10 protein-coding genes are annotated in these 13,201 nt (G+C 64.5%); 7 read left to right on the top strand and 3 right to left on the bottom strand.

The annotated features are described in order from the left end of the window. The first annotated feature begins 2 nt into the window (after positions 1-2). Genes astD through astE form a run of 3 tightly spaced genes read left to right on the top strand, consistent with a single transcriptional unit; the run spans position 3 to position 3,882 of the window. Positions 3-1,466 carry a succinylglutamate-semialdehyde dehydrogenase gene (astD, locus tag D0B32_RS11070; protein ID WP_117334177.1) on the top strand — a complete coding sequence of 488 codons (1,464 nt, stop codon included), beginning with the start codon at positions 3-5 and terminating at the stop codon, positions 1,464-1,466. A 9-nt stretch (positions 1,467-1,475) separates the two neighbouring features. Further along, complete coding sequence (gene astB / locus D0B32_RS11065; protein ID WP_117333980.1) at positions 1,476-2,816, top strand: N-succinylarginine dihydrolase; 1,341 nt, start codon at positions 1,476-1,478, stop codon at positions 2,814-2,816. After that, positions 2,800-3,882: a succinylglutamate desuccinylase gene (gene astE, locus D0B32_RS11060; protein ID WP_181969779.1), complete on the top strand. Its 1,083-nt coding sequence runs from the start codon at positions 2,800-2,802 to the stop codon at positions 3,880-3,882. Before astB ends, astE begins: the two co-directional genes overlap by 17 nt. A gap of 92 nt (positions 3,883-3,974) precedes the next feature. Here the strand turns inward: astE and D0B32_RS11055 are convergent, their stop codons facing one another. Then, the gene (locus D0B32_RS11055; protein ID WP_117333979.1) at positions 3,975-4,712 is read right to left on the bottom strand and encodes an acetoacetate decarboxylase; all 738 of its coding nucleotides are present in this window, start codon (positions 4,710-4,712) and stop codon (positions 3,975-3,977) included. A 322-nt stretch (positions 4,713-5,034) separates the two neighbouring features. On the opposite strand from D0B32_RS11055, the gene D0B32_RS11050 reads away from it, so the two are divergent. Further along, entirely contained in the window at positions 5,035-6,540 is a 1,506-nt protein-coding gene (locus D0B32_RS11050) for an EAL and HDOD domain-containing protein (protein WP_404935542.1), read from the top strand. 86 nt (positions 6,541-6,626) lie between these two features. Here D0B32_RS11050 and D0B32_RS11045 read toward each other — a convergent pair whose 3' ends face one another. Together D0B32_RS11045 and D0B32_RS11040 are read right to left on the bottom strand one after the other, a co-directional pair. Next, complete coding sequence (locus D0B32_RS11045) at positions 6,627-8,084, bottom strand: HDOD domain-containing protein (protein ID WP_117333978.1); 1,458 nt, start codon at positions 8,082-8,084, stop codon at positions 6,627-6,629. Between the two features lie 105 nt (positions 8,085-8,189). Then, positions 8,190-10,007: a bifunctional diguanylate cyclase/phosphodiesterase gene (locus D0B32_RS11040; RefSeq protein ID WP_117333977.1), complete on the bottom strand. Its 1,818-nt coding sequence runs from the start codon at positions 10,005-10,007 to the stop codon at positions 8,190-8,192. 329 nt (positions 10,008-10,336) lie between these two features. Here D0B32_RS11040 and D0B32_RS11035 point away from each other — a divergent pair, with 329 nt between their 5' ends. The 3 genes from D0B32_RS11035 to D0B32_RS11025 all read left to right on the top strand — a co-directional run bounded on the left by D0B32_RS11035 (position 10,337) and on the right by D0B32_RS11025 (position 13,114). Further along, a complete protein-coding gene (locus tag D0B32_RS11035; RefSeq protein WP_117333976.1) occupies positions 10,337-11,692 on the top strand; it encodes an EAL and HDOD domain-containing protein in 1,356 nt (451 codons plus the stop codon). Positions 11,693-11,913: 221 nt separating this feature from the next. Next, entirely contained in the window at positions 11,914-12,477 is a 564-nt protein-coding gene (locus tag D0B32_RS11030; protein WP_117333975.1) for a peroxiredoxin, read from the top strand. Positions 12,478-12,649: 172 nt separating this feature from the next. After that, the gene (locus D0B32_RS11025) at positions 12,650-13,114 is read left to right on the top strand and encodes a hypothetical protein (RefSeq protein WP_117333974.1); all 465 of its coding nucleotides are present in this window, start codon (positions 12,650-12,652) and stop codon (positions 13,112-13,114) included. Positions 13,115-13,201: the final 87 nt, after the last annotated feature.

Raw genomic sequence — 13,201 nt, 5'->3', positions numbered from 1 at the left:
TCATGAGCAAGCTATTCATCGACGGCGAATGGGTCGCCGGCACCGGGCCCGTCTTCACCTCGCGCAATCCGGGCACGGGCGCGACGGTTTGGGAAGGCCACAGCGCCTCGGCGGACGACGTGGAACGCGCCGTGCGCAGCGCGCGCCGGGCGTTTCCCGCGTGGTCCGCGTTGAGTCTCGACGAGCGCTGCGGCATCGTGCGCCGTTTCGCGGCGCTCGTCACGGAGCGCAAGGAAGCGCTCGCCGCTGCGATTGGCCGCGAAACCGGCAAGCCGCTGTGGGAAGCACGCACGGAAGTGACGTCGATGGCGGCGAAGGTCGAGATTTCGATTCAGGCGTACCACGAACGTACTGGCGAAAAGCGCACGCCGATGGCCGACGGCACGGCGGTGCTGCGGCATCGTCCGCATGGTGTGGTGGCGGTGTTCGGGCCGTACAACTTTCCTGGGCATCTGCCGAACGGCCACATCGTACCGGCGTTGATTGCGGGTAACGCCGTGGTGTTCAAGCCGTCGGAACTCGCGCCGGGTGTCGCCGAGGCAACCGTGCAGGCGTGGCACGATGCCGGCTTGCCGGCGGGCGTGATGAATCTCGTGCAAGGCGAAAAGGATGCGGGCATTGCGCTCGCCAATCACCGGCAAATCGACGGACTCTTTTTCACCGGCAGTTCGGACACTGGCACGCTGCTGCACAAGCAGTTCGGCGGTCGTCCGGAGATCGTGCTGGCGCTGGAGATGGGCGGCAATAATCCGCTGGTGATCGGCCCGGTGGCGGACATCGACGCGGCCGTGCATCACACCATTCAGTCGGCGTTTCTCTCGGCGGGACAGCGCTGTACGTGTGCGCGGCGCATCTTCGTGCCGGACGACGCGGCGGGGGACCGCTTTGTCAAACGTCTCACGGACGTCACCGCGCGTATCACGGTGGGTGAATACGACGCCGAGCCGCAGCCGTTCATGGGTGCGGTGATTTCGGCGCGCGCCGCGCAGCGGCTCGTGCAGGCACAGACGCAATTGATCGCACGCGGTGCGAATCCGTTGCTCGAGATGATGCAACGCGATCCGCAACTGGGCTTCGTCACCCCGGCCATTCTCGATGTAACCGAAGTGCGCGATCTGCCCGACGAGGAACACTTCGGGCCGCTGGCGCAGATCATTCGGTATGCGAACTTTGACGACGCCATCGAAGGCGCCAACGATACGCAGTACGGTCTGTCCGCCGGACTGCTCGCCGACGACGAAGCCTTGTGGACGCATTTCCAGCGCACCATTCGCGCGGGCATCGTCAACTGGAACCGGCCCACCAACGGGGCGTCTTCCGGTGCGCCGTTCGGCGGTCCGGGACGCTCGGGCAACAACCGTCCGAGTGCGTATTACGCCGCCGACTATTGCGCTTATCCGATGGCATCGGTCGAAAGCGCGCAACTGCAAATGCCCGCGAGCGTGTCGCCGGGCCTTCATTTCTGAGGATCGACGATGCAAGCCACTGAAGCCAATTTCGACGGGCTCGTCGGCCCGACCCACAACTACGCCGGACTGTCGTTCGGCAACGTGGCGTCGCAAAACAATGAGAAGTCGGTGGCCAATCCCAAGGCGGCCGCGAAGCAGGGCTTGCGCAAGATGCAGCAGCTCGCGGACCTCGGCTTTCACCAGGGCGTACTGCCGCCGCAGGAGCGGCCGTCGATGCGGCTGTTGCGCGAACTCGGCTTCTCCGGCGACGACGCCACCGTGATCGCGCGTGTGGCGCAAAATGCGCCCGAGCTGCTGGCCGCCGCGAGTTCGGCCTCGGCGATGTGGACCGCGAACGCCGCCACCGTGAGCCCCTCTGCGGATACCCACGACAGCCGCGTGCATTTCACGCCGGCCAATCTGACCAGCAAGCTGCATCGCGCGATCGAACACGAATCGACGCGGCGTACCTTGCGCGCCATCTTCGCGGACCGTGCCCATTTCGCGGTGCACGATGCGCTGCCCGGCACCCCGGCGCTGGGCGACGAAGGCGCGGCGAATCACACGCGCTTCTGTGCGGAATATGGGGTACGTGGGGTCGAATTCTTCGTTTATGGACGTAGCGAGTATCGCCGCGGACCGGAGCCGAAGCGCTATCCGGCGCGTCAGACCTTCGAGGCGAGCCGCGCGGTCGCGCATCGTCATGGCCTCGAAGAAGCGGCTACGGCGTACGCGCAACAAAACCCGGATGTGATCGACGCGGGCGTGTTTCATAACGACGTGATCGCGGTCGGCAATCGTCACACGCTGTTCTGCCACGAACTTGCATTTGTCGAGCAGCGCGCGGTGTACGACGACCTGCGCGAGAAACTCGGCAAGCTCGATGCAACGTTCGACGTGATCGAAGTGCCGGATGCGCAGGTCAGCGTGTCGGATGCGGTGACCTCGTATCTGTTCAACAGCCAGTTGCTGACGCGCCCTGACGGCAAGCAGGTGCTCGTGGTGCCGCAGGAATGTCGCGAGAACGAGCGGGTGGCCGCGTATCTGGACGAACTGGCGTCGCATGGCGGTCCGATTGACGACGTGCTAGTGTTCGATCTGCGCGAGAGCATGAAGAACGGCGGCGGTCCTGCATGCCTGCGTTTGCGCGTCGTGCTGAACGAGGCGGAGCGCGCAGCGGTCACGCCGGGTGTGTGGATCAACGACAGCCTGTTTGGAAGGCTCGATGCGTGGATCGAAAAGCACTATCGCGATCGTCTGGCCCCCGCTGACCTGGCCGATCCGAGTCTGTTGATCGAATCACGCACGGCACTGGATGAACTAACGCAGATTCTTGGCCTTGGATCGCTGTATGACTTCCAGCGCTGAATCGAGCATGCCCGCACTGCTGGACGATTTTCTTGCTTATACGCTGGCGGGCTCGCGTCCGGCACCGGACGACGCGCAAGGTGTCTGCGCCAACGACGTGCGCTGGCAGTGGCTCGACGACGGTGTGCTGCAACTCGAACCTGCGGCCGTGTCGAATCCGCCTGAGGGCGCGAGCCTCACCGGCGTTCGCAGCGTGCTGGCATCAGCGGGCGTGCATGGCGACGAGACCGCGCCGATCGAATTGCTGTCGTTGCTGGTGCGCGATATCGCGCTGGGGCGCGCCGCCTTGACCTGCCGGCTGCTGGTGATCCTCGGCAATGTGGAGGCGATGCGCGGCGGGTGCCGCTACATCGACGACGATCTGAACCGGCTCTTCAGCGGTCGTCATGCCCAGGTGCCGCACAGTCAGGAAGCGCCGCGCGCCGCCGCGCTGGAGAACGCAGCGCTGCGCTTCTTCGCCGATGTAGCCGCTGGTCCTCGTTCCCGCGGCACGCGCTGGCATGTCGATATGCACACCGCGATTCGCGCGTCCGCATTCGAGCAGTTTGCGTTGCTACCGCATACCGACGCGCCGCTCTCGCGCGACATGTTCGAATGGCTCGGCGAGGCGCGCATCGCCGCGGTGCTGCTGCATACGACCAAAGGCAACACCTATTCCCACTTTACCGCCGAGGCGTGCGGCGCTGAAGCGTGCACGCTGGAACTCGGCAAGGTGCGGCCGTTTGGCCAGAACGATCTCGCGCGTTTCGCCGGAGCGGATCATGGTTTGCGTCGCCTGCTGGCGGGCACGCACGCGGCAGCGCAGCCATCGTTGCCGCGCGTGTTCACCGTGATCGGCCAGATCACGAAGCAAAGCGATGCGTTCGAATTGCTGGTCGCAGCGGATGTGCCGAATTTCACGCCGTTCGAACAAGGCACCTTACTCGCGCGTGATGGCGAGTATCGCTACACGGTCAGTCATCCTGAAGAACGTATCGTGTTCCCGAACCCCACGGTGAAGCCGGGGTTGCGGGCAGGTTTGCTGGTGGTGGAAACGACCGGGGAGACGCTGGCCGCGCTGGCTTGAGTCTCCACTCCAGCACGGCGGCACGCAGATGAGCATGCACATGCGGCCTTCGGTCTTCGCACGCCCCGGTCCACGCATGCCACGTCAGCTGGCTACTTCAGATAATCAAACGCCACTTCGCCGAGACCCAGCGTCAGATCGGCCAGCAGGTGGCGCGCTTCGACGATCTCCAGCACGGGCAGCTCCGCCACCGGCGCAAGCGCGTGCGGCGCCAGTTGCAGCGCAGCGGGGCCGGTCCACGCGCCTTTCAGGTCGATGTCCTTCAGGTAATAGCGCACCAGTTCGCAGATGCGCGGCGTGCCGTCCACGTGCGGAATCACTTTCAGCAGGAAGTTCGGCGCTTCGAGACGCTTCTTTTGCTGCGCCAGATCGAGTTGCAGATGCTTGTAGCCCATCGTGCCGGTGGCGATGCGCACCGGACCGTAATCGAGCGTGCCGACCAGCGTATCGGTGTGCACTTCGAGCACCGGCTTGGCCAGCTTCTTCGGAAACCCCCACAGTTCGCGGCCGCCGGCAATGGGCGGATGGTCGTCGAGATACATCGCGAGCGTGTAGCTGCCTGCCACCCCCTGATACGACACGGGAATCACCTGACCGCTTTCGGTGTAGTCGCCAAAGCCCGTCGAATCCGGCATGCGAATGAATTCGTAATGCACGATCGGGTCGCCGACTTCGAGCGGCTCCGGCACGACGGCGCGCAGTTTATCCGGGTCGGTGCGGTAGGAGATGATCAGGAATTCGCGGTTGATAAACCGGTACGGCCCGATCGGAAACGCCGGCGCCGTGATCGGCATGGCGAAGGCTTTTTCTAGCACGCTTTTGACGTCCATGGTTTTTTCCTTGGTGGTTAAAACGCGGGGTTGGAACGCTTCTGCACTGCACAACGACAGTATCGTTCATTCGCGTGACACCGAGGTAATCGCTGGCGGGAATGAATATTTTCCAGAATTGAGGGTGCCGTCGGTGTCAGCGCGCAAACGGTTGCGCTAAAATCGGCAAATGCCGTGGAGCGGTGCCAGGCGGCGCTTCTAGCCGGATTTGCAGAGGGATCCACGGAACAAATGTCTAGCCCGTTTCCAGACTGCAGTCACGGCTAAAGACATAACCAGAAAACAGCATAAAAGCGCGCGGGCGCTTAATCGGGGGAGTGCAATGACCAGCATCGAACTCGTCGATCCAGGCCGGACCGGCGAAGCGCGGGAGGCAGTGCCGGGTGCAGCATTAGCGGGGGCGGCAGGCGCCGCAGCAACGGATCTGCAAGCGGGGTTGGCAAATTCTGCCGCATCGTCCGCCAACGCAACCGTGCCGTTGAATTTCTCACCGTTCAATTTCTGCTTCGCCCGCCAGCCCATCCTCAACCGCGACGGCATGCTCTGCGGTTTCGAACTCAAGGTGCACGTGGACGCTGTCTCGCCAGCAGGCGAGGGTGACGCGGCGGCCGCCACCGTTGAGACGGCTGCAGCGAGCGGCGAGCCCGATCCGCAAACCCCGGCCGAAGCCGGTACACCTCCGGTCACATTTGCGCAGGCGTTCGTCGAGGCGCTGTCCGAGGCCGCCGTACAAGGTGCGCTGGCCAAGCATCCCGCTTACCTCGATGTCAGCCGCGAACTGCTGTTCGATCCCGCGCTGGAGCAGTTGCTGCCCGAGCCGGTCATGTTCGAGCTGCCGCTCGACATCGCCGTGGACGACGCCTTGATCGCGCGTCTGATCGAACTGCACGGCCGCCGCTATCGCTTCGTACTGGATGGCGTGGTGGTCCCCAACGAGACGTTCGCGCGCCTGCTGCCGTACGTGGAAGGCGTGAAGATCGATGTGTCGGCCATCTCCCGAGCATTGCTGCCGAAGCTCTCGAGCGTGCTGAAGTCAGCCGGCAAGCTGCTGATCGCGATGGGCGTCGACACTCAGGCGGACTTCGAGACCGCCCACAATCTCGGCTTCGACAAGTTCCAGGGCTATTCTTTTGCGCGGCCGCATACGCCGAGTCTGCGCAAGGTGAGCGCGCCGCGTCACGCGTTGCTGAACCTGCTGCAACTGCTGGCGGGCGACCCAACGGTGGCGCAACTCGAAGCCGAACTCAAGCTGAACCCGGTGCTCGTCATGCATCTGATGAAGCTCGCCAATTCGAGCGGACTCGCTGCGGGTCACCGAGTGACGACGCTGCGCGACGCCATCAACGCCACCGGCACCAATCGCATCGCGCGCTGGACGCAACTGCTGCTGTACGCGGACGGCCGCAAGGTCGCGCTCGAAGACGATCCGCTGCTGCAACTGGCGGCGTCGCGGGCGCGGTTCATGGAACTGGCGGTGCTGCGGCTGCCATCGGCGGGGCGCGACGAAGCCGACGCGGCCTTCCTGACCGGCGTGTTTTCGTTCGTGGACGCGGTGTTCGGCGGCCCGCTCGATCACACCCTCAACGTGCTGACCTTGTCGAAGCCAATTCAGGCGGCGATCCTGAATCGCGAAGGGGTGCTGGGAACGTTGCTGTCAGCGGTAGATGCGTTGGAGCGCGGTGCGTTTGCCGAGATCGAAGCCTTGTGCGAGTGGCTCACGCCGCTTACGGTGGCTGAGGTGGCGGAACTCGGTTTGACGGCGGCAGCGTGGGCCGGGGCGGCGGATCGCAGCGCCGAGGCAAGAGGTTTGGAACGTATCGAAGACTGAGGGGTTGAACCGTCTGCGCATGAATGCATGCGCAGACGGTTTCGGCGTCTTGCCTGCCAGCGGCAGGCAGGACACCGCCTACCACCTCACAACAATTCCATTTCCCGCATCGGCGCTTCGGAAAAAAAACGGCCGAGTTCCCGCGCCAGTTCATTCAGCGCCGCCATCTCGCCCTGCGAAATCCGCCGTGGCTCATTGGTCTGCACCCAGTCGCCGTAGAGCAGGGCGACCGTGGCGTGGTTCTCGTCCACCACGGGCAGCAGGACGAACGAGCGCGTATCGCGGAAGCTGCGGCGGAACCATTCCGGCAGACGCGCGAGCATCTTCGGATCGCGCGCGTTCTCGATGAAGATACCCACCGAGTTGGCGATGGCCAGATGAAACACATCCGGCTCGAACGCGGTATTGAACGACAGGGTAGGCAGCGCGTCGTCGATCTTCGGTCCGAAGCCGAGCCGCGCCTTGAACATGCCGCTGCCGTGCCGCACGAACATCACGGTACGCTCGAAGCCGAGGCCCGCATGCACGGTTTCGGCGGCGAGGGCGAGTGCCGGGCCGAGCGCGCTGTCGGATTGCAGCGCGCGCAGATCTTCGACACCGGCGCCAATCCGCGCTTCGGGATTGAGCCCTTCACGCGCAATCGCATCGGCGTCGGCGCGCAGCTCGACGATCTCGCGCATCACACCTTCGCCGTCTTCTTCACGGGCGAGCGCGACGCTCATTTCCATCAGCACGTCGGGGTCGGTGTTGAGCGCGCGGCCATAGCGGTGCGCGAGTTCGGCAATGCGCGCCTCGCGCTGCCAGTCGGGCATGTTCGGTGTGGTCAGCACACTGGCCACATCCGTCGAATAGTTGGTGATGGCGCGCAGCCATTGCACCTGGCGCGGCTCTTCCGTGTCCTGCGGATCGAACTCGCCCATCCCGTGACGGATCATGTCCGGCAGACGCCAGCGAATCGCGGCCTCGTTGCCGATCTCGTCGAAGGTCACACCGAGCACCGCGGTACACGCTTCGGTTTCGTCGATATCGGTTTCGATCTGACGGCGAATCTGGTCCCACTCGGCGTCGAGATAGAACACCACCAGCAACTTGCCGATCTGCCGCATCAGCGTGCAGACCACCGCTTCTTCGCCGGCGCGCAGATCGCCGCGCTCGGTCAGCTTGCGCGCGACGCAGCCCGACAGCATGGTGCGGTTCAGTTCGAGCTTGGCGTCGATGCGGCGCGGCACGCTGTGATGGAAGTGATCGACGATCTTCAGCCCGACCACGAGATGGCCGACCGCGTCCATGCCGAGCACCATCAAGGCGCGCGACACGGTCGTGATATTGCCGCCGAAGGCCATGTACATGGCCGAGTTGGCGAGGCGCAGCACCTTCTGGGTGAGCGCGAAATCCGACAGCACGACCTGCACGAGCGCGGTGAAATCGAGGTCGTCATTGGTCATCGCTGCCATAGTCGTGCGCAGCGATTGCGACAGCATAGGGAAATCGCCGCGCTCGCTCATTCGCGACCAGAGCCGGTCGAGCACCGCTGCCTTTACCATGTGATTCCCGCTAAAGCCATACTTGTTCCAGTGAGTAACGGGCCGCATGGCGGCCGGTACAAAGCCGGTGTCCGGAGCGCGCCCGTGTGCCGTGGCGCGCGCACCTCAGATCCGTGCGTGCAGATGCAGCGTTCGCGCTTCGAAGCGCTCGGCCAGTTCGTCGGAAGGCAGTGCCTTGCAGACGAGCCAGCCTTGAATATGATCGCATCCCATCTCGGTCAACAACGTGCGTTGCGCTTCCGTCTCGACGCCCTCGGCTACCAGTTCGAGATCGAGCGTCTGCGCGAGACCCACCACCGCGCTAACGATTGCCTGATCGTTGCGCGAGGTTAGCAGATTCTCGACGAAGCTCCGGTCGATCTTCAGCTTGGCGAGCGGGAAGCGTTGCAGATACGCAAGACTCGAGTAACCGGTGCCGAAGTCATCCACGGCGAAGCGGATGCCGATCGCCGTCAGTTCTTCGAGCAGTTCCTTGGCATGCGCCGGGTCGTGCATCAGCAGGCTCTCGGTAATCTCGAACACGAGCCGGCGCGGATCGATGCCTGTCAGCGTGATGGCCTCGCGCACGCTTTCCTTGAAACGCGGGTCGCGGAACTGCTGCGGCGACACGTTGACCGCCACGTATTGCAGCTCGATGCCCTTGGCGTCCCACTGGATCAGCTGCATGCAGGCGACCTTGAGGACCCAGTTGCCGAGATAATTGATGAGCCCCACCGATTCGGCGAGCGGGATGAACATGGACGGCGGCACCAGCCCGTGCACGGGATGCAGCCAGCGGATCAGCGCTTCGACGCCCACCACGCCATGACTGTGGCTGCTGGTGATGGGCTGGAAGTGTAGCGAGAACTCGCCGTTGCGCACAGCGTCGTAGAGGTCGGCCTCCAGTTTCAGACGCTCGGCGTCGGCGGGGTCGTCGTCCGGTACGTAGAAGGCGAGGGTGTTGCCGCCCGCCGCCTTGGCTTGCAGCAGCGCGTGATCGGCCCAGCGCAGCAGATGGTTGTCGCGCGTGCCGGTGTCGTTGGCGTGCTGCACGTCCGGGTAGAGCGCAATGCCGATGCTTGCCGACAGATGCACCTGCTGGCCATTGAACACATACGGTTGCTGGATCGCGGTGAGCATGCGGCGCGCCAGCGCTTCGGCGGTGACGGCCGCGTCGGTGCGGGTGGCGGAGGCCGAGATCAGAATCGCGAATTCGTCGCTCGCCACCCGGGCAATCCGCTCGCCCTGCGTCGCGATGTTCTGCAGACGCCGCGCCGTGTCGCGCAGCATGTCGTCGCCGGCGTCGTAGCCGAGTGCGCGGTTGACGCGCTGGTAGTCGTCGATATCGAGCAGCAGCAGGGCAGCGGGCGTGCCGTGCAGGTCGGCCTGCTCCTGGGCGTCCAGCAGCGCGGGAATCAGCGCGGACTGGTTGGCAAGGCCCGTCAGGCGGTCGTGATGCAGCGCGTGCGTGAGACGCTCTTCGGTGGCGCGCCACGCCGACACGTCGAAGCCGGCAATCGCAAAGCCCTCCACGCCGTCGTGGCTGTTGCGCACCACGCGCAGCTCGACGGTAATCGGGTAAGTCAGCGACTTGATCAGGCCGAGCGTGGCCTTTTCCACCGAACCGGTGGCCGAGGCGCGGGCCAGCAGCGCGTCGAGCCGCCCAATGTCAGCAGGCGCGACGATGTCGTGCAGGGTGATGGTCTGGAGGTACTCGCGGTGGTAGCCGATGAAGCGCAGGCTCGCGTCCGACACGTAGAGGAAATGCAGTTCGCGATCCACGTGGGCGAGCAGATCCACCGCCCCGGCGGCATGCTCGAGTTGCGTGCCGTTGCTGTGGCTGGTCTTGGGTGTGCCCTGCGCGCGCCGTCCAAACGCACGAACCCGGTCGATGACCGTGCGCAAGGAGCCCCGGCGGGGCGCGGTGATCCTGTTCGCTTCCATGTTTCTCGCTGGCAACCCGTTTTTCGTCTGCTGGCGGCCCGCCTCGCACCGCCCCATGCAAGGTCGGTACGAAGTAATGAAGCCGCCTATCAGAACGAGATAACGACCCCAAAGCCGAAATCTTTAGTGCAGGCGGTAAAAAACCGCCCGTAATGCGCTTTGCGGCAGCGCATGCACCCCCGCCCCGCAGATTCAGTTAAAGTGGCGCCGGTTCCTGTCCGTTATTGAGGGGATGCCTGTTGTCGCCACGCACGCGGGCGGGGCGTTCCCCACAAGGGCCACGCGTTTTCTCCGCTACGCAGCTTTCCGAATCGATGCATCGATGCGCCATGTCTGAACCGTACTCTGTCAGTGCCGGCCCGGCTTCAGGCGCCGGGTCCGTCGGGGCGCCTGAGACGCCCGCCCAGGGCGAGCAGACGCCAGCCGAGCCCGCCTTTGTGTACCTGGGGCGGCAACCTATCCTCGATCGCAACGGGGCCCTGCATGCCTACGAGCTGCTGTTCCGGGCGGGCTCGCACAACTACGCCGAAGTAAGCGACGACGCCCAGGCCACGGCCCAGGTGGTGGCGCGCACCATTGGCGGGATTGGCGTGTCGGCGGTGCTCGGCCATCATCGGGGCTTCGTGAACATCGGGCGCGACCTGTTGTTCGACGACATCGTTCATTTGATGGCGCCCGACCGCTTCGTGCTGGAAATCCTCGAAACCGTCGCTTTCGACGCCCAGCTTGCCCGGCGCCTCGCCGAGTTGCGCCGCGCGGGCTTCCAGGTGGCACTCGACGACGTGAGCGAGCTTTCGGACGGTCTGCTGGCCGTCCTGCCGCACACCGACATGGTCAAGATCGACTTTCTGGTGACCTCGCGGGAGGCGCTGCCGGCGCTTGCCGCGGCGGTGCGGGCCGCGGGCAAGACGCTGATTGCCGAGAAGGTCGAGACGCGCGAAGACTTCGCGCTCGCGAGCCAGTTGGGCTTCGACCTGTTCCAGGGTTATTTCTTCGCGCGGCCGCAGGTCCTGACGGCACCGCGCAACCATTCGTCGCGCACCGCGCTGCTGCGCCTGCTGGCCTTGCTGTCGCGGGATGCGGAGATCGTCGAACTCGAAGCGGAATTGAAGCGCAATCCGAATGTGGTGGTGCAACTGCTGCGCCTCGTCAATTCGAGCGCATTCGGGCTGGGGCGCAAGATCGCCTCGCTGCGCGAAGCCATCATCGCAACCGGCACGCGGCAGATTGCGCGCTGGGCGCAACTGCTGCTGTATGCGGACGGCGGCGATCTGCCGTGGCGCTCCGATCCGCTGGTGCAACTGGCCGGCACCCGCTCGCGCTTCATGGAACTGGCCGCGCAATGGCTGCACCCCTCGGATGAGGAATTCGCCGATGCCGCCTTTATGACCGGCATCTTTTCGCTGGTGCACGTGGTGCTCGGTACGGCGCCCGGCGAGACGCTCGACAAACTCGGCCTTGCGCGCGAGATCCGCGATGCAATCGTCGAGCACAGCGGACCAATGGGGACGCTGCTGCGGATCGCCGAAGCGGCCGACGAACGCACCCAGGGCACGGTGGATGCCGCCTCGATCGCCGCGGCCGCCGATGCGCCGCCGGGCTTCGCGGCGCTTACGCCGGCGGTGCTGGCGGAGCTGAACCTGTCTGCGGCCGCGTGGTTCGGCGCGCACGCGGGCATGGAGTAAGGCTTTGCCATGCTGTCATGCATGCCGCCGCCTGGCGGCATGCTTTGAGCGTTGCATTGATGTTGCGCTGAATGGCGGGTTCATAGACAGCGCTGCGAGCTTTGTCCGGACGTGGTCCAATAGCGGCTGAGGCACGTTCTGTCCCGCGTTCTTGCGGCGCATGGAGCGCGGGCCTCGATCATTGCACGCGCAACGTGCGTCCACGATTCGAGGGGCTTGAGATGAAACGAAAGTTCATGCCGGTATTGCTGGCGGCAGTGGTGTCGATGGGGTGTGCGGCGTATTCACTGACAGCGTCCGCGACGCTCAAGCCGGGCGACCCGGCGCCGGATTTCACCACCCAGGCCTCGCTTGGAGGCAAGACCTATACGTATTCGCTGGCCGATGAGTTGAAGAAGGGGCCGGTGGTGCTGTATTTCTACCCGGCCGCGTTCACCAAGGGCTGCACGATCGAAGCGCACGAGTTCGCCGATGCCGTTGATGAATACAAGAAGTACGGCGCGACGGTAATCGGCGTGTCGCACGACAACATCGACACGTTGACGAAATTCTCCGTGAGCGAATGCCGCAGCAAGTTCCCGGTTGCAGCCGACGCCGATGCCAAGGTGATTGGCCTGTACGACGCGGGCCTGCCGATGCACGACTCGATGGCCAACCGCGTCTCGTACGTGATCGCGCCGGACGGCAAGGTGATCTACGAATACACCAGCCTGTCGCCGGACAAGCACGTGGAGAACACGCTGGAGGCCGTCAAGCAATGGGCGGCGACACACAAGCAGCAGTGACGTAGCGGTGGCGTTGCAGTGACGCGCGGTGACGCGTGGTGACGCAGCCGTGAGGGCCGAGCGGCGCGGAGCCTGAACGGCGCAATGGACTGTTGCGGCCGCCTGGGACGGGATCAGCCGGTTTGGCGTGCTACGCTGAAGGCCGTTTTTTTCCTTTGCGGGGTGATTTCAGATGCCTATCGTCGTGGGACTGGCGGTACTGGCCGCGCTCATCTACGGCGCGGTGTGGTCATTCGATGCGTTAGATACGCACTTCGGGATGGGCGTCGCGGTGGGTGTCGCGGTGGTGGTGGCGGCGCTGATCGTGGCGGCTGTGCTGTACTGGCTGCGCCGCCGGCGCGAGGTGGCGCCCAATATTCACGATGGTGACTGGACGCATGAAGTGAAGGGCGAGTGGGGGATGATCCGGCTCGCCGCTGGCAAGCGGCTGTGTGAGATTCGGGTGGCGGGTGAGCAGGGGGCGTATATTTTTGCCGACCTGCAAGGGGCGGAAGCGACGCCGGTTGGCGAGCAGTGGAAGCTCACCGTGAAGGTGAGGGATACGAAGCATCCGGTGTGGGAGGTGCCCATGCGGGATAAGGGGCAGGCTGCCCAATGGCAGAGGATGTTTGGGCTGGCGGTGCAGCAGAAGTTATAAGGGTTGGTTTTTTGCCTGCGGCGCCTCGCTTTTTTTGTTGGTGTTCCCTGGTCTGTTGCCTTTCCTTGTTTTCTTATCGGTCTATTT

This window comes from Paraburkholderia sp. DHOC27, assembly GCF_003429005.1.
In the GTDB taxonomy this organism is placed as follows: Bacteria; Pseudomonadota; Gammaproteobacteria; order Burkholderiales; family Burkholderiaceae; genus Paraburkholderia.
The sequence above is the reverse complement of the archived record's forward strand: the minus strand, read 5'-3'. Positions and strand labels throughout refer to the sequence as shown.